Consider the following 17,015-nt stretch of genomic DNA (forward strand, 5'->3'; position numbering starts at 1 on the left):
CATAAGCTAATTCGAAAATGTTATTTATTTTCGGATTCTTAGATCATTTAGTCTCCTCTCACGCCGACCCTCGGCCGCCTGATTGAGGAGCTTCCCCTTGAAACTTTTAACCCCCCTGCGCCTCTTGGCGGCGTTGTCCCTGGCCGGTGCCAGCCTGTTTGCCCAGGCGGCTGATGTGACCATCGCTTACCAGACCACCGTGGATCCGGCCAAAGTCGCCCAGGCCGACGGCGCGTATGAAAAAGCCACCAACGCCAAAATTGATTGGCGCAAATTCGACAATGGCGCCGACATCATTGCCGCCATCGCCTCCGGTGACGTGCAGATCGGCTACCTCGGTTCCAGCCCGCTGACCGCGGCGATCACCCGCAAAGTGCCAGTGGAAACCTTCCTCGTCGCCACCCAGATTGGCGGGGCCGAAGCCCTGGTGGCGCGCAACGGTTCGGGGATCAACAGCCCCCAGGACCTGATCGGCAAAAAGATCGCCGTGCCCTTCGTCTCCACTGGCCACTACAGCCTGTTGGCCGCACTCAAGCACTGGAACATCGATCCGTCGAAAGTGACCATCCTCAACCTCGCGCCACCGGCGATCATCGCCGCCTGGAAGCGCGGTGATATCGACGCCACCTACGTGTGGGATCCCGCTTTGGGTGTGGCCAAGGAAAACGGCAAAGTGCTGATCACCTCTGGCGAGCTGGCCAAGTTCGGCGCGCCAACGTTCGATGCGTGGATCGTGCGTAAGGATTTTGCCGAGAAGCACCCGGAAATCGTCACGGCCTTCGCCAAAGTCACTCTGGATGCCTACGCCGCCTACCGCAAAGACCCACAAGCCTGGCTCGCCGACAAAGGCAACGTCGACAAGCTGGTGAAGCTATCCGGCGCTAAGGCCAGCGATATCCCGCTGTTGTTGCAAGGCAACGTCTACCCGCTGGCCGCTGACCAAGTGACCCTGCTGGGCGCCCCGACTACCAAGGCCGTGACCGATACGGCTGCGTTCCTCAAGGAACAAGGCAAGGTCGACGCCGTGCTGCCGGACTACGCGCCTTACGTCAGCGCCAAGTTCATTACTAACTGAGGAGTTCATCGCGATGGCCTTGCTACAACTGGAGCGCATCAGCGCACAGTACCCAGGCGCCCCGGAACCGGTACTGGCGGATATTTCACTCGACCTTGGGCCCCAGCAATTGCTGGTGGCCCTCGGGCCGTCCGGCAGTGGCAAGACCTCGCTGTTGAACCTGATTGCCGGTTTTGTCGAACCTTCTGCCGGGCGCATTACCCTTGATGGCGTGCCGGTCAAAGGCCCCAGCGCCGAGCGTGGTGTGGTGTTCCAGGACGATGCGTTGCTGCCCTGGCAGGATGTGTTGGCCAATGTCGGCTTCGGCCTCGAATTGGCCGGCGTACCCAAGGCGCAACGTGAAGTACGTGCCAGGGAAATGCTCGCGCTGGTGGACCTGGCGGGTTTCGACAGCCGCCGTATCTGGCAGCTCTCCGGCGGCCAGAAGCAACGCGTCGGCCTGGCGCGCGCCTTGGCGGCAGACCCACGTGTGCTGCTGATGGACGAACCCTTCGGCGCCCTCGATGCCTTCACCCGCGAACAGATGCAGGAGTTGTTGCTGCAAGTCTGGCGCCGCACGGCCAAGCCTGTGTTCCTGATTACCCATGACATCGAAGAAGCCGTGTTCCTCGCCACTGATTTGATCCTGCTGGCGCCCAACCCAGGCCAGATCGTGGAACGCCTGCACCTGGACTTCGGCCAACGCTATGCGGCGGGTGAATCGGCGCGGGCGATCAAGTCCGACCCGCGCTTTATCGAGACCCGCGAACACGTGCTGGGCAAAGTGTTCTCCCAACGGCAGGTGTCCGCATGAGCAGCTACGAACTTCCCGCCACCGCCGCCAAGCCGGTGACGCACGCGGTCATTGCGGTGCGCCGCAGCTTAAGCACACGCTGGATCAGCCTGCTGACACTGGCCGCGCTCCTGGCAATTTGGTGGGGGGTGACCGCCACCGGTTTGATCGAACCGCTGTTCCTGCCACCGCCGTCCGCCGTGCTGCAAAAAGGCTGGTTGCTCGCGACCACGGGCTATATGGACTCCACTCTGTGGCAACACCTGGGCGCGAGCCTCAGCCGTATCGGCCTGGGCCTGGGCTTCGCGGTGCTGACCGCCGTGCCGGTGGGCATCGCCATCGGTTCCAATCGCATTGCCCGAGGCATTCTCGACCCGCTGATCGAGTTCTACCGACCGATTCCACCTTTGGCCTACCTGCCGCTGATTGTGATTTGGTGCGGCATCGGTGAGCTGTCTAAAGTGCTGCTGATTTACCTCGCGATCTTCGCACCGATTGCCATCGCCACCGCGACCGGCGTACGCACCGTCGACCCGGCCAAATTGCGCGCCGCGCAGTCGTTAGGCGCCACCCGCGCCCAGCTGATTCGCCATGTGATCCTGCCAAGCGCCCTGCCTGACATCCTCACCGGCGTGCGCATCGGACTGGGTGTGGGCTGGTCGACCTTGGTCGCTGCCGAGCTGATCGCCGCCACAAGCGGCCTGGGCTTTATGGTGCAGTCGGCGGCGCAGTTCCTGGTCACCGATGTGGTGGTGCTGGGGATCCTGGTGATCGCTCTGATCGCCTTCGCCATGGAAATGGGCCTGCGTGCCCTGCAGCGTAAGTTAGTGCCTTGGCATGGCCAGGCACATTGAGTGAGAACCGCATGAGCAGCCTGACCGTTACCCCATTGAGCACTGCCTTGGGCGCCCAGATCAGTGGCGTCGATATTACCCAGCCGCTGAGCGCCGAACACCGCGATGCCATCGAGCAGGCGTTACTCCGCCACTCGGTGCTGTTCTTCCGTGACCAGCCGATCACCCCGCAGCAACAGGCGCGGTTCGCCGCGAATTTTGGCGACCTGCATATTCATCCGATCTACCCCAACGTGCCGGAACAGCCCGAAGTGCTGATCCTCGATACCGCCGTCACCGACGTGCGCGACAACGCCGTGTGGCACACCGACGTGACCTTCCTGCCCACCCCGGCGCTCGGCGCGGTGCTTAGCGCCAAGCTGTTGCCGGCGTTTGGTGGCGACACGTTGTGGGCCAGTGGTATTGCGGCGTATGAGGTGTTGTCCGAGCCGTTTAAGGCGTTGCTCAACGGCCTCACCGCCACCCACGATTTCACTAAGTCTTTCCCGCTGGAGCGCTTCGGCAACACCGCCGAAGACCTGTTGCGCTGGGAAGAAACCCGTAAGAAGAACCCGCCGCTGTCGCACCCGGTCGTGCGCACGCATCCGGTGAGCGAGCGTAAGTCGCTGTTTGTCAGTGAGGGGTTTACCACCAGGATCAATGAGCTTGAGCCCGCAGAGAGCGAAGCGATCCTGAAGCTGCTGTTTGCCCATGCGACACGGCCGGAATTCACGATCCGCTGGCGCTGGCAGGAGAACGACGTGGCGTTCTGGGACAACCGCGTGACCCAGCACTACGCGGTGGATGACTACCGGCCGCAGCGGCGGGTGATGCATCGGGCAACGATTCTTGGGGACGTGCCGTTCTAAACCATACAGCACATCAAATGTGGGAGGGGGCTTGCCCCCTCCCACATTGACCGAGTCATACCAAATTATTCAGCGGTCGATGGCTTTTCCCACAGGTTAATCCCGCCTTCCTGCGCAAACCGATCGATTTCCGCCAGTTCTTCCGCAGTGAAGCTCAAGTTCTTCAATGCTCCGACGTTCTCGATAATCTGCTCCGGCCGGCTCGCGCCGATCAGCGCACTGGTGACCCGTGGATCACGCAACGTCCACGCCAGTGCCAGTTGCGCCAGGCTCTGACCACGGCGCTGGGCGATTTCGTTCAGCGCACGCACATGGGCGATGTTGGCGTCGGACAAGTGCTTGGCCTGCAACGAACCACCGCCCGGGCGATTGACCCGTGCATCAGCCGGCACACCGTTGAGGTACTTGTCGGTCAACAAACCCTGAGCCAGTGGCGTAAAAGCGATCACACCGGCGCCGAGTTCCTCGGTGGTGTCGAGCAGGTCTTTTTCCACCCAGCGGTTGAGCAGGTTGTAGGCCGGCTGGTGGATCAGCAGCGGTACCTTCCACTCCTTGAGCAGCGCAGCGATTTCGCGAGTCTTCACGCCGGAATACGACGAAATGCCGATGTACAGCGCCTTGCCTTGTTGCACGGCGGTGGCGAGGGCGCTGGCGGTTTCTTCAAGCGGGGTGTCGGCGTCAAAGCGGTGGGAGTAGAAAATATCCACATAGTCGACGCCCAAGCGCTGCAGGCTTTGGTCCAGGCTGGCCAGCACGTATTTGCGCGAACCGCCGCCCTGGCCGTAAGGGCCGGGCCACATGTCCCAACCGGCCTTGCTGGAGATAATCAATTCGTCGCGGTACTGCTTGAAGTCTTCACGCAGCAAACGACCGAAATTGATCTCGGCGCTGCCGTAGGGCGGGCCGTAGTTATTAGCCAGGTCGAAGTGGTTGATACCCAGGTCAAACGCCGTGCGCAACAGGGCGCGCTGGGTGTCGATCGGGGTGCTGTCGCCAAAGTTGTGCCACAGCCCCAGGGACAGTGCAGGCAGCACCAATCCACTGCGGCCTACGCGGCGATACGGAATAGATTCATAGCGGTTTTCGGCAGCAATGTACGTCATCGAATCCTCTCTGGGTCTAGGGCAAATAAGGCCTGGGAATAAGGTTATTCCCAGGCCTTTTAACCAGCTGAATCGCTTAAGTCTGCCCTTTCGTTGTACAGCAAAGTCCTACGCCAGAGGAACGATAAGACTCATAAAAAACTGCAATTTCACGCAAGCCAACGTCACCGCTGGCCTGCGCAAAACCTAGCGCACCAGGTGCAGGAACTGCAGGTGCCGCTCGTACTGGTCGAGGATGTCGTTGATGATCTGCTCCTTGGTGTAGCCCACCAGGTCGTAGTCCTGGCTGCCCTCGCTCAAGTGCACTTCCGCCCGGTAATAGCGACGGTTGTTGATCTCTTTGGAGCCCATGCCGCCACGGGCAAACGACGGCGTGAAGTAGCCGCGCATCTGCACCTGGTAGATGAACGGATGCTCCTCGCCATGGCCGATTTCCAGGCTCACGCTGTCGTTGGATGGATCCGGTTGGGTGACCACCGAAAGTCCCTTCTCGACAAACACCGCCGTCACTTCTTCAATCGCCGGGCGCACCGTCGATTCAAGGAAGCGGTACACCTCATCGCGCGATGGGAAATGCACCGCCTGGCTCAAGCGCTGGCGCCAGCCGCCCTTGCCTTTACGCGAAGCCGAGATCGGCGCCAAGGAATGCAACTGGGCGATCTGCTTTTGCGACTCCAGATAGAAAGCCTTGTGCAGGCCCCACATCATCAGCAACAGAATCAGCGAGAACGGCAGCGAGGTCAGCACCACGGCCGATTTCAGCGAGTCGATACTGCCAGCAAACAGCAACGCACTGGTGACCAGCGCGGTCATCGCACCCCAGAACACCCGCAGCCATTTCGGCCCGTCTTCATCGGCGTTACCGCCTTTGGACGACAGCGTCGACAAAACTACCGTGCCCGAGTCCGCCGAGGTGACGAAGAACACGAAGCTGATAAACACGGTCACCGCAATAACGGTTTTGCTCCACGGATAGGTTTCCAGCAGCAGGTAGAGGCTCATCGACGGGTCATCGATGGCCGACTGACCGAGCGCGGTCATGCCGTGGTTGAGCACTTGGTCGATGGCGCTGTTGCCGAAGATCGACATCCACGCCAGGGTAAAGCCCAGCGGGATCAGCAGCACGCCGAACACGAATTCGCGGATGGTGCGGCCACGGGAAATCCGCGCGATAAACAGGCCCACGAACGGCGACCATGCGATCCACCAGGCCCAATAGAACACCGTCCAACCGCCCAGCCAGTCGCTCGGCTTGTCGTAGGCGTAGACGTCGAAACTCTTGGTCGGCAGCGCGCCGAGGTAGTCACCGATGTTCTGGATCAAGGTGTTGAGCAAGTGCTGGGTAGGCCCGGCGAACAACACAAACAGCAGCAGCGCGCAGGCCAGCAGCATGTTGATGTCGGACATCACCCGCACGCCCTTATCGACGCCGGCCACTGCAACAAGGATCGCCGCGCCCATCATCAGGGTGATCAAACCGACCTGAATCCACTGGGTGTGGGCAATGCCAAACAAGTAGTCGAGGCCGGAGTTGAGGTGCAGCACGCCGAAGCCCATGTCGGCGCCAAGACCAAACACCGTGGCAATGATGCCGAAGCCATCCACCGCGTAGCCGATAGGGCCGTTGATGCGCTTACCGATCAGCGGGTACAGCGCCGAGCGCAACGCCAGTGGCAGGTTATGCCGGTAGGCGAAATACGCCAGCGCCATGCCGACAAACGCGAACACACCCCAACCGTGCAGGCCCCAGTGCAGAAACAGAATCTGCATGGCTTGGCGCGCGGCATCGGCGTTCATCGGCGCGCCTTGGGGCGGCTGCACCAAGTGCGTCAGCGGCTCGGAGACGCAGAAGAAGAACAGCGTGATGCTGATCCCTGCGGCGAACAGCATGCCGGCCCAGGACAGGTAACTGAATTCGGGCTCGTCGTGGTCGGCACCGAGTTTTATCTTGCCGTAGCCCGATAGCGCGGTGACCACCACGAAGACCAGATACAGGGTCATCGCCAGCATGTAGTACCAGCCGACCGTATTGGCCGCCCAGTTTTGCGCTGCCAGCAACCAGGCACCGGCCTGTTGCGGGATAGCGATGACAGTGATGCCGAACAGCAGGATGAAGGTCGCGGCGAAGTAGAAAACCGGCGCATTCATGCGCACTTGGCCGCTGGCTGGGGTGGACGATGCACTCATGAGCGATGCACCCCGAGGTTGGAGCATGTGGCTGTAAATAACGGACTCAGCAAAGGTAAGCCTCCTGTTGTGAGCGGGCAGCGAACCACCGGGTTTAACTTGAACGAACATTCAAGTTAAACATGAATAGGCGGTTTTGGACTAATCGCAGGGCTGAGTGGTCGGTTATTCCTACACTAGCTCAAGGATTGGTATGACGGGTGCGGGAGGCAAATCGTTCAGCGATTGCGGGGTAAATCTGGAATGAGGCTAACAATGTGGGAGGGGGCTTGCTCCCGATGGCGGCGTGTCAGTCAATGAATGTACCAACTGACACTGCGCTATCGGGAGCAAGCCCCCTCCCACAGGGGATCTGCGTAGGGTTTTACTTCTGCGCCCCGTCATCATGCTGCAGATTCGCCTGAGTAATGTTCGCCTCAGCCGGCACACTGCGCGTCAGCCACACATTGCCGCCAATGGTCGAGCCCTTGCCGATGGTGATCCGCCCGAGGATCGTCGCCCCGGCGTAGATCACCACATCATCCTCGACGATAGGGTGACGCGGATGGCCTTTCTGCAACTGCCCGTCTTCATCTGCCGGGAAGCGCTTGGCGCCCAACGTCACGGCCTGGTAGATGCGCACCCGCTCGCCGATGATCGCGGTTTCACCAATGACCACACCGGTCCCATGGTCGATAAAGAAGCTCGGACCGATCTGCGCGCCGGGGTGGATGTCGATGCCGGTGGCCGAGTGGGCGATTTCCGCAATGATCCGCGCCAGCAGCGGCAAGCCGGCGCGGTACAAGTGGTGAGCCAGACGGTGGTGAATCACCGCAAGGATCCCCGGATAGCACAGCAACACTTCATCCACACTGCGCGCGGCCGGGTCGCCGTGGTAGGCGGCAAGTACGTCGGTGTCCAGCAGGCTGCGCAGAGACGGCAAGGCCAGGGCAAAACCCTGGATCAGGCGGATGGCGTGGGCATCGATCTGGCTGTCATCCTGCCCGCCCTGTCGCGCGGCATAACGCAGCTCAAGACGCGCCTGAGCGAGCAACGCATTGAGCGCGACGTCGAGGGTATGACCGACGTAAAAATCTTCACTTTCTTCACGCAAATCCGCCGGCCCCAAGCGCATCGGGAACAGCGCGCCGCACAGCGCTTCGAGGATTTGTGCAACGGCTTCTCGGGACGGCAATTCGCGTCCGCCATGCTCGCCGCTCAAGCGGCCATTGCGCGTTCGCCACTGGTCCCGGGCGCCGCGCAACTGGCTGACAATGGTCTGCAATTGCCAATGACTGGAACGCTCACTCACAGTATTTACTCCTGACGTAATGGCCATCACTTTACGGTATGCACCCTGGCCGCCATTAAGAACCAATGGTGTGATGCTAAGAACCATCGGGCATAAGCGATTGACGGTTGCCCGATGAAAAGTGCCTGCCTATAGTCGCTTCATCCCTTAGCCACCGTGCGTAGCCATGATCAAGCAACAGCTCGACCGTTTTAACCGCCTGGACCTGCTCGGCGGCGCCACCGCCCTGGAAAAACTCGAACGGTTGTCGACCTGGTTGGGACGGGACATCTACGTCAAGCGCGACGACACCACGCCACTGGCGATGGGCGGCAACAAACTGCGCAAACTCGAATATCTGGCCGCCGACGCCATCGCTCAGGGGGCCGACACCCTGGTGACCGCCGGTGCCATCCAGTCCAACCACGTACGCCAGACTGCCGCCCTTGCCGCCAAGCTCGGCCTAGGCTGCGTGGCCCTGCTAGAAAACCCCACCGGTACCGAAGACCCCAACTACCTGGGCAACGGCAATCGCCTGCTGCTGGAGTTGTTCGACGCCAAGGTGGAATTGGTGGAAAACCTCGATAACGTCGACGACCAACTCAACGCCCTCGCCGACCGCCTGCGCAGCAACGGCAAGAAGCCGTACCTGGTGCCCATCGGCGGCTCCAATGCCCTCGGCGCCTTAGGTTATGTGCGCGCCGGGCTGGAACTGGCCGCGCAGATCGAAGACAGCGGCATCGAATTCGCCGCCGTGGTACTGGCGTCCGGCAGTGCGGGCACCCACAGCGGCCTGGCCTTGGCGTTGAGTGAAGTACTGCCGAACTTACCGGTAGTCGGCGTCACCGTATCGCGCACCGACGAAGCCCAGCGCCCCAAAGTACAGGGCCTGGCCGAACGCACTGCCGAGTTGCTCGGCGTGGATATCCCCGAAGCCTTCAAGGTGATCCTGTGGGACGAATACTTCGGCCCGCGTTATGGCGAACCGAACGCCGGGACCCTTTCGGCGGTCAAGCTATTGGCGAGCCAGGAAGGCCTGCTGCTGGACCCGGTCTACACTGGCAAGGCCATGGCCGGCTTGCTGGACGGTATCGGGCGCCAGCGCTTTGAAGATGGCCCGATTATTTTCCTGCATACCGGTGGGGCACCGGCGTTGTTTGCCTATGACTCGGTTTTCAACTGAATAAACGCGGGCTAAATGTGGAAGGGGGCCTGCCCCCGATAGCGGAGTGTCAGCCAGCTCATCTGTTACTGATACACCGCTATCGGGGGCAAGCCCCTTCCCACATTAGACTCAACGCATATTCTTAAAAAGAATATCAATTGAGCTTTATATTATTTTCAAGTCTTAAAACCCGGCTTTATCATCGCGCCGAAGGCGAAGACGCGCTTCGCGCTTTAAGGCAGGATACGACTACCGCGTCACCTGCTTCGCTCAACATAAAAACACAGGGGCTCTTCATGACTATTTCCGTATTCCGTCGCACGTTGCTGGTCGGTACTTTGGGTTTGGCTCTCGGTGCCAGCCTGCTGGGCCAGGCCGTTGCCGGCGAGCAACTGGGCAACATCAAAAAGGCCGGCGAGATCAAAATCGGCCTGGAAGGCACCTATCCGCCGTTCAGCTTCGTCGATGAAAGCGGCAAGCTCAGCGGTTTCGAAGTCGAGCTGTCCGAAGCGCTGGCCAAGGAGTTGGGCGTCAAGGTCAAGCTGCAGGCCACGCCATGGGATGGCATCCTCGCCGCCCTGGAATCCAAGCGCCTGGACGCAGTGGTCAACCAAGTGACCATCTCTGAAGAGCGCAAGAAGAAGTACGATTTCTCCACGCCTTACACCGTTTCCGGTATCCAGGCGCTGGTGCTGAAGAAGAACGTTGACACCATCAAGACCGCCGACGACCTGGCCGGCAAAAAAGTTGGTGTGGGCCTGGGCACCAACTACGAGCAATGGCTCAAGGACAACCAACCCAAAGCCATCATCAAGACCTATAACGATGATCCGACCAAGTTCCAGGACCTGCGCATCGGCCGTATCGACGCGATTCTGATCGACCGCCTGGCCGCCCTGGAATACGCCAAGAAAGCCCCGGACACCGCCGCTGCAGGCGATGCCTTCTCCCGCCAGGAAGCCGGTATCGCGCTGCGCAAAGGCGAGCCTGAACTGCTGGAAGCGGTGAACAAGGCCCTCGACAAGCTGCGCGCCGATGGCACCTTGAAGAAGCTGTCCGAGAAGTACTTCAACGCTGACGTCACTCAATAATGGAAGCAGGTTTCCAACTCGCGCTGGACTCCGCGCCCTTTCTGCTCAAGGGCGCGTATTACACGGTGATTCTCAGCCTTGGCGGCATGTTCTTCGGCTTGCTGCTGGGCTTCGGCCTGGCCTTGATGCGTCTGTCGCGCTTCAAGCTGCTGAGCTGGACTGCCCGTGTCTATGTGTCGTTCTTTCGCGGCACGCCCTTGCTGGTACAGCTGTTTTTGATCTACTACGGCTTGCCGCAAGTGGGCATCGAGCTGGATCCGATCCCGGCAGCCATGATCGGCTTTTCGCTGAACATGGCCGCCTACGCGTGTGAAATCCTGCGGGCCGCCATCGCGTCTATCGAGCGTGGCCAGTGGGAGGCCGCTGCCAGTATCGGCATGACCCGCGCGCAGACCCTGCGCCGGGCCATCCTGCCGCAGGCGATGCGCACCGCGCTGCCGCCGCTGGGCAACAGCTTTATTTCGCTGGTCAAGGACACGGCGCTGGCCGCCACCATTCAGGTGCCGGAGCTGTTTCGCCAGGCGCAACTGGTGTCGGCGCGTACCTTCGAAATTTTCACCATGTATCTGTCCGCCGCTCTGATCTACTGGGTACTGGCGAGCATCCTGGCGCATTTTCAAAATCGTCTGGAAGACCGGGTCAACCGGCATGACCTGGAGTCTTGAAGCATGATCGTGGTTGAAAAACTGACCAAACAATTCAACGGTCAGGTGGTGCTCAACGGCATCGACCTTGAGGTCAAGGAAGGCGAAGTTGTCGCCATCATCGGCCCCAGCGGTTCCGGCAAGACCACCTTCCTGCGCTGCCTGAATTTCCTTGAAGAACCCACCAGCGGCCGCATCAAGGTGGGCGACATCCAGATCGACGGCAGCAAACCGCTCAACCAGCAACAGAACCTGGTGCGGCGCCTGCGCCAACACGTGGGTTTTGTGTTCCAAAACTTCAACTTGTTCCCCCATCGCACTGCGCTGGAAAACGTCATCGAAGGCCCCACCGTGGTCAAGAAGATGCCGCGCGAAGACGCTATTGCCCTGGGGCGCAAGCTCCTGGCCAGGGTCGGCCTGGCGGGCAAGGAAGACGCCTACCCACGGCGTCTGTCCGGTGGTCAGCAACAGCGAGTGGCGATTGCCCGTGCATTGGCCATGGAGCCGGAGGTGATTCTGTTCGACGAACCCACCTCGGCCCTCGACCCGGAACTGGTGGGTGAAGTGCTGGCGACCATCCGCAGCCTGGCTGAGGAGAATCGCACCATGGTCATCGTCACCCACGAAATGAGCTTTGCCCGAGACGTTGCCAACCGGGTGATCTTTTTCGACAAGGGCGTGATCGTGGAACAGGGCGAAGCCAAGGCTTTGTTTGCCAACCCCAAGGAAGAACGCACGCGGCAGTTTTTGAGCAAATTCCTCGCGCATTAACTGCACCCTACGATTGAGCATTTGTGGCGAGGGAGCTTGTTCCCTCGCCACCATTAGTATTCCTACAAGAAGTCCTCGCCCACAGCTGTAAAACACGCTCGCTATTGCGCCTTAAAATCCCCCGCCCAGTCAGACCCGTCTGAATATCACCGACCCCGCCGTTTAGCCTTTTGCCGCCATTGACGCCCCGTGGCCAACCCTCTTATCTAAGGCCCAGAGGATTGGATCCTATCCCGGCTATTCACTGAATCGTTCCTTTCAGCCCCGCTGCGCACCTGCGCCAAAGGGTCGGAACGATTGCTGCTGGCTGCATCAAGGAGATTACTTATGACGTGCACTGCAACCCCGGCCCTGCTCACCGCCCCGACGTTGCCACAGGCCCTTCGAAACGGCATCAATGCCCTGGCAGCCGCACAGCTGCTGGTCGATATCGCACCCTACCCTGGCATGGATGACGGCGATCTGATCGAGCTGTTCTGGAACAACTGTTTTGCGGCCTCACGGCGGGTGACTGCCTGCGAAGTCGGCATGCCTACCCGACTGCGTGTTCCGGAAAGTTTTGTGCAGGAGGGTGTCGCTCAGGTTCATTACCAAATCATGCAGGTCGGCCGCGCCCCGGCACGTTCGGCCATGACGCACCTGCGTGTGAAAACCAACTCCCCCGGAGGCCTGCCCTGCGCCCTCTACAGCGATGAAAACCAGAACCTTGCCCCGGTGGGTCTGCCGGACACCATTCGCCGCTACGGCGTGAATGCCAGCCAGGTGCGGCGGGGGATTCCGCTGACCATCGAGCCCTACCTGAACATGACCACCGGCGATGCCATCACCCTGCGTTGGGGCGACGCACGCATGGACCTGCCGAAGATACAGGCCAAGGCCGTCGGCCAGGCGGTGCAGGTTTGGGTGCCGCCGACGTTGATAGTCGAGGCCGGCGACGACAGCCGGTTGGAGGTGACTTACTGCATTCTGGACCGGGTCGGCAACAATTCGCGCTGGGCGCCAGCCCGGACGCTACGTATTGCCGCCAGCGCGATCACCCGTCCGGCCGGCACCGCGCCGGTCTATCAGCCACGCCCTCTGGGCTCACCCTGTGAACCCGGTTGATCGCCCTTCTATGCATATTCCCAAAAGTTAGTTTATTTAAATATTTAACAAGCTTAGGGTATATGCACCGGACCACCGGACATCTTTGATTTTTCTGTTTTCATTTCATTGAATGCGAGGTCGGTATGGTCAGAATTACCCCGGTGCACAACGCCAGGGCATTACGTGCAGCCAAGGAGCGGCGCTGATGTCTAACTTGGCTCTAACACCCCCCAACGTGATCTGGACGTAGCACCGCTGCTGTTGCCGGCCGCCGTGCTGCGCAACGACGCCGAGGCGCTGAACGCCGCCCATGAGCTGGCCGAGGCCGCGCGCCTGCAAGCCGCCACGCGCGATCAGCAACGCAAGCTGCCATGGGCACAGATCGAGCAGTTCACCCGCAGCGGGCTGGGCAGTATTTCCATTCCCCGCGAGTACGGCGGCCCGCAAGTGTCATTCGTGACGCTGGCCGACGTGTTCGCAATCATCAGCGCGGCAGACCCGGCCCTCGGGCAGATCCCGCAGAACCATTTCGGCATCCTGCACCTGTTGCAGGGCGCTGCCACCGAGCGCCAGAAAAAGCAGTTGTTCCAGAGCGTGCTCGACGGCTGGCGCATCGGCAACGGCGGCCCGGAACGGGGCACCAAAAACACCCTGGAACTCAAGGCGCGCATCACCGCCAAGGGCGACGGTTACGTGATCAGCGGCCAGAAGTTCTACTCCACCGGTGCGCTGTTTGCCCACTGGGTGGCGATCAAGGCGCTGAACGATGACGGCAAGCAGGTCATGGCGTTCGTGCGCCGTGGCACAGAAGGGCTGCGCATCGTCGATGACTGGTCAGGCTTCGGCCAACGCACCACCGCCAGCGGTACGGTGCTGCTCGACCAGGTGCCGGTCGACGCCGACCTGGTGGTCGAAAACTGGCGCATCGGCGACAGCCCGAACATCCAGGGCGCCGTCTCGCAATTGATCCAGGCCGCGATCGACGCCGGAATCGCCCGCGGCGCTCTGGATGACACCATCAGCTTTGTTCGCGAGCGCTCACGGCCCTGGATCGACGCCAAGGTCGAACGCGCCAGCGATGACCTGTATGTAATCGCCGATATCGGCAAGCTGAAAATCGAGCTGCACGCCGCCGAAGCGCTCTTGCGCAAGGCTGGCCAAGTGCTGGATCAGGTCAGCGCCGCGCCGATCACCGCGCAGTCCGCTGCACGCGCCTCAATCGCCGTGGCCGAGGCCAAAGTGTTGACCACTGAAGTGTCGTTGCTGGTCAGCGAGAAGCTCTTTGAACTGGCCGGCAGTCGCGCCACCCTCGCTGAGTTCAACCTCGACCGGCATTGGCGCAACGCGCGCGTACACACGCTGCACGACCCCGTGCGCTGGAAGTACCACGCGGTGGGCACCTATCGCTTAAACGGCACCCTGCCTGCTCGCCACTCCTGGATTTAACCGACCAGACCTCTGGAGAAATACGCATGACCCTTTCTCATCACGTCGCGGTTATCACCAGCGATGAACAAGCCCTTGTTGTCGCCAGCGACCTGGCCGAAGACTTCCGCCGCGACAGCGCCCAGCGCGACCGCGAACGCCGCCTGCCGCTGCCCGAGTTGGACGTGTTTTCCCGCTCCGGCCTGTGGGGCATCAGCGTGCCGAAGGCATACGGCGGTGCAGGCGTGTCCAACGTCACCCTGGCGAAGGTCATCGCCTTGATCGCCCAGGCCGACGCCTCCCTGGGCCAGATTCCGCAAAACCATTTCTATGCCCTGGAAGTGCTGCGCGTGAACGGCAGCCCGGCGCAGCAACAACGCCTGTACGCCGAAGTACTCGCCGGCCAGCGCTTCGGCAATGCCCTTGCAGAACTGGGCACCAAGACCGCTCACGATCGCGTCACGAGCATCACCCGCGACGGCGACGGCTTTCGCATCACGGGCCGCAAGTTCTACTCAACCGGTGCGATCTACGCGCAACGCATCCCGACCTCCGTGGTGGATGAGCACGGCGTGCAGCAGTTGGCGTTTGTACCGCGCGACAGCGAAGGCCTGAGCGTGATTGACGACTGGAGCGGCTTTGGCCAGCGCACCACCGGCAGCGGCTCGGTGGTGTTCGATAACGTCTGGGTCGCTGCCCACGACGTGGTCCCTTTCCAAAGCGCCTTTGAACGCCCGACTACCGTCGGCCCGCTCGCGCAGATTCTTCATGCTGCCATCGACACCGGCATCGCCCGCGCCGCCTTTGAGGATGCGCTGCACTTTGTGCGCACCAAGACTCGCCCATGGATCGACTCCGGCAACGACAAGGCCACTGAAGACCCGTTGACCCTGAAGAGCTTCGGCCACTTGAGCATCCGTCTGCACGCCGCAGAGGCATTGCTGGAACGCTCAGGTGAATTCCTCGACCGCGCCCAGGCCGACAGCAATGCCGAGACCGTTGCGGCTGCCTCGATTGCCGTGGCCGAAGTACGCGCCTTGAGCACCGAAATCTCCCTGGCCGCCGGCAGCACCTTATTCGAACTCGCCGGCAGCCAGGCGACCCTGGCCGAGCACGGTCTCGACCGCCACTGGCGCAACGCACGGGTGCACACCCTGCACGACCCGGTGCGCTGGAAGTACCACGCGGTAGGCAATTACTACCTCAATGCTGAAAACCCGCCACTGCGGGGGACCATTTGATGGCGAAGAAAAAGATCCTGCTCAATGCCTTCAACATGAACTGCATCGGGCACATCAACCACGGCCTGTGGACCCACCCACGAGATACGTCCACCCAGTACAAGACCATCGAGTACTGGACTGAGTTGGCGCAAACCCTGGAGCGTGGGCTGTTCGATGGCTTGTTTATCGCCGATATCGTCGGCGTGTACGACGTCTATCAAAACTCCATCGACGTGCCGCTCAAGGAGTCGATCCAACTGCCGGTCAACGACCCGTTGCTGCTGGTCTCGGCCATGGCTGCGGTCACCAGGAATCTAGGCTTCGGCCTGACCGCCAACCTCACGTATGAGCCGCCGTATCTGTTCGCCCGACGCATGTCCACGCTTGATCACCTGAGCCGTGGCCGGGTGGGCTGGAACATCGTCACCGGCTACCTCGACAGCGCCGCCAAAGCCATGGGCCTTAGCGAGCAGGTCGAGCATGACCGGCGCTACGACCAGGCCGATGAGTACCTGGAGGTGCTGTACAAACTTTGGGAAGGCAGTTGGGAGGACGACGCGGTGCTCAACGATCCGCAAGCGCGGGTCTACGCGCAGCCGGGCAAGGTGCACAAGGTCGAGCACCATGGCGAGTTTTATCAGGTGGAGGGTTATCACCTGTGTGAACCGTCGCCGCAACGTACGCCGGTGCTGTTCCAGGCCGGCAGCTCGGACCGTGGCTTGCTGTTCGCCGGACGCCATGCCGAGTGCGTGTTTATCAGCGGGCAGAACAAAGCGTCGACCAAGGTCCAGGTGGACAAGGTGCGCGCCAGTGCAGTCGAGGCCGGGCGGAATCCGGATGACATCAAGGTGTTCATGGGCCTCAACGTAATCGTCGGCGCCACCGAAGAACAGGCCTGGGCCAAGCATGCCGAGTACCTGAGCTATGCCAGCGCGGAGGCCGGCGTGGCGCACTTCTCGGCGTCCACCGCGATTGATTTTTCCCAGTACGAAATCGACGAACCGATCCAGTACGTGAAGAGCAACGCAATCCAGTCGGCCACCAAGAACCTGCAAAACAACGACTGGACCCGGCGCAAATTGCTGGAGCAGCACGCCCTCGGCGGACGCTATATCACCTTGGTCGGCTCGCCCGAACAAGTCGCTGACGAGCTGGAATCGTGGATCAGCGAAACCGGGTTGGATGGCTTCAACCTGACGCGGATTGTGACGCCGGAAAGCTATGTGGACTTTATCGACCTGGTGGTGCCGGTGCTGCAGAAGCGGGGGTCGTACAAAACCGAATATGAGAACGGCACGCTGCGTGAAAAAGTCTTCCACGGCAGTGCTCGCCTACCTGAACAACACACCGGCTCGACCTACCGCCACTGAACAAAAATGTGGGAGGGGGCTTGCTCCCGATAGCGGTGTATCAGTCACCGGATTGGTTTGCTGACACTCCGCTATCGGGAGCAAGCCCCCTCCCACATTGGATCTGCATTGTTTGTCCTAATACCTTATGA

The 17,015-nt window shown here is 61.0% G+C and carries 15 protein-coding genes; 12 read left to right on the plus strand and 3 right to left on the minus strand.

Annotated features, from left to right (window positions below):
* Nucleotides 1-97: 97 nt before the first annotated feature.
* Genes tauA through tauD form a run of 4 tightly spaced genes read left to right on the plus strand, consistent with a single transcriptional unit; the run spans nt 98 to nt 3,549 of the window.
* The gene (gene tauA, locus AB4N82_RS08625) at nt 98-1,075 is read left to right on the plus strand and encodes a taurine ABC transporter substrate-binding protein (RefSeq protein ID WP_095186291.1); all 978 of its coding nucleotides are present in this window, start codon (nt 98-100) and stop codon (nt 1,073-1,075) included.
* A 13-nt stretch (nt 1,076-1,088) separates the two neighbouring features.
* Nucleotides 1,089-1,868 (plus strand): taurine ABC transporter ATP-binding subunit, encoded by a 780-nt coding sequence (gene tauB, locus AB4N82_RS08630; RefSeq protein ID WP_032884932.1) that lies wholly within the window; start codon nt 1,089-1,091, stop codon nt 1,866-1,868.
* Nucleotides 1,865-2,701: a taurine ABC transporter permease TauC gene (gene tauC / locus AB4N82_RS08635; RefSeq protein WP_032884931.1), complete on the plus strand. Its 837-nt coding sequence runs from the start codon at nt 1,865-1,867 to the stop codon at nt 2,699-2,701. The genes tauB and tauC overlap by 4 nt, the downstream gene beginning before the upstream one ends.
* Nucleotides 2,702-2,712: 11 nt before the next feature.
* Nucleotides 2,713-3,549, plus strand: a complete 837-nt coding sequence (gene tauD / locus AB4N82_RS08640) for a taurine dioxygenase (RefSeq protein ID WP_122764499.1) — start codon at nt 2,713-2,715, stop codon at nt 3,547-3,549.
* Between the two features lie 65 nt (nt 3,550-3,614).
* Here the strand turns inward: tauD and mgrA are convergent, their stop codons facing one another.
* From mgrA to epsC, 3 genes are all read right to left on the minus strand, one after another.
* The gene (gene mgrA / locus AB4N82_RS08645; protein ID WP_032884927.1) at nt 3,615-4,652 is read right to left on the minus strand and encodes an L-glyceraldehyde 3-phosphate reductase; all 1,038 of its coding nucleotides are present in this window, start codon (nt 4,650-4,652) and stop codon (nt 3,615-3,617) included.
* Nucleotides 4,653-4,838: 186 nt separating this feature from the next.
* On the minus strand, nt 4,839-6,800 hold the full coding sequence (gene betT, locus AB4N82_RS08650) for a choline transporter BetT (RefSeq protein ID WP_163033287.1): 1,962 nt from the start codon (nt 6,798-6,800) through the stop codon (nt 4,839-4,841).
* A gap of 403 nt (nt 6,801-7,203) precedes the next feature.
* Nucleotides 7,204-8,130: a serine O-acetyltransferase EpsC gene (gene epsC, locus AB4N82_RS08655; protein WP_095186296.1), complete on the minus strand. Its 927-nt coding sequence runs from the start codon at nt 8,128-8,130 to the stop codon at nt 7,204-7,206.
* 166 nt (nt 8,131-8,296) lie between these two features.
* Here epsC and AB4N82_RS08660 point away from each other — a divergent pair, with 166 nt between their 5' ends.
* The 8 genes from AB4N82_RS08660 (at nt 8,297) to AB4N82_RS08695 (ending at nt 16,884) form a co-directional block, all read left to right on the plus strand.
* On the plus strand, nt 8,297-9,292 hold the full coding sequence (locus AB4N82_RS08660; protein WP_032884924.1) for a D-cysteine desulfhydrase: 996 nt from the start codon (nt 8,297-8,299) through the stop codon (nt 9,290-9,292).
* A 278-nt stretch (nt 9,293-9,570) separates the two neighbouring features.
* Complete coding sequence (gene tcyJ / locus AB4N82_RS08665; RefSeq protein WP_032884923.1) at nt 9,571-10,365, plus strand: cystine ABC transporter substrate-binding protein; 795 nt, start codon at nt 9,571-9,573, stop codon at nt 10,363-10,365.
* Nucleotides 10,365-11,030, plus strand: a complete 666-nt coding sequence (gene tcyL / locus AB4N82_RS08670; RefSeq protein WP_032884921.1) for a cystine ABC transporter permease — start codon at nt 10,365-10,367, stop codon at nt 11,028-11,030. The genes tcyJ and tcyL overlap by 1 nt, the downstream gene beginning before the upstream one ends.
* A gap of 3 nt (nt 11,031-11,033) precedes the next feature.
* Entirely contained in the window at nt 11,034-11,780 is a 747-nt protein-coding gene (tcyN, locus tag AB4N82_RS08675; protein WP_032884920.1) for an L-cystine ABC transporter ATP-binding protein TcyN, read from the plus strand.
* 327 nt (nt 11,781-12,107) lie between these two features.
* Nucleotides 12,108-12,884 carry a hypothetical protein gene (locus AB4N82_RS08680; protein WP_095186298.1) on the plus strand — a complete coding sequence of 259 codons (777 nt, stop codon included), beginning with the start codon at nt 12,108-12,110 and terminating at the stop codon, nt 12,882-12,884.
* A gap of 222 nt (nt 12,885-13,106) precedes the next feature.
* Complete coding sequence (locus tag AB4N82_RS08685; RefSeq protein WP_460105121.1) at nt 13,107-14,312, plus strand: SfnB family sulfur acquisition oxidoreductase; 1,206 nt, start codon at nt 13,107-13,109, stop codon at nt 14,310-14,312.
* Between the two features lie 26 nt (nt 14,313-14,338).
* Nucleotides 14,339-15,532: an SfnB family sulfur acquisition oxidoreductase gene (locus AB4N82_RS08690; protein ID WP_032884916.1), complete on the plus strand. Its 1,194-nt coding sequence runs from the start codon at nt 14,339-14,341 to the stop codon at nt 15,530-15,532.
* The gene (locus tag AB4N82_RS08695) at nt 15,532-16,884 is read left to right on the plus strand and encodes an LLM class flavin-dependent oxidoreductase (RefSeq protein ID WP_099602128.1); all 1,353 of its coding nucleotides are present in this window, start codon (nt 15,532-15,534) and stop codon (nt 16,882-16,884) included. The genes AB4N82_RS08690 and AB4N82_RS08695 overlap by 1 nt, the downstream gene beginning before the upstream one ends.
* Nucleotides 16,885-17,015 lie beyond the last annotated feature (131 nt).

This window comes from Pseudomonas sp. H1_D04 (assembly GCF_054683855.1).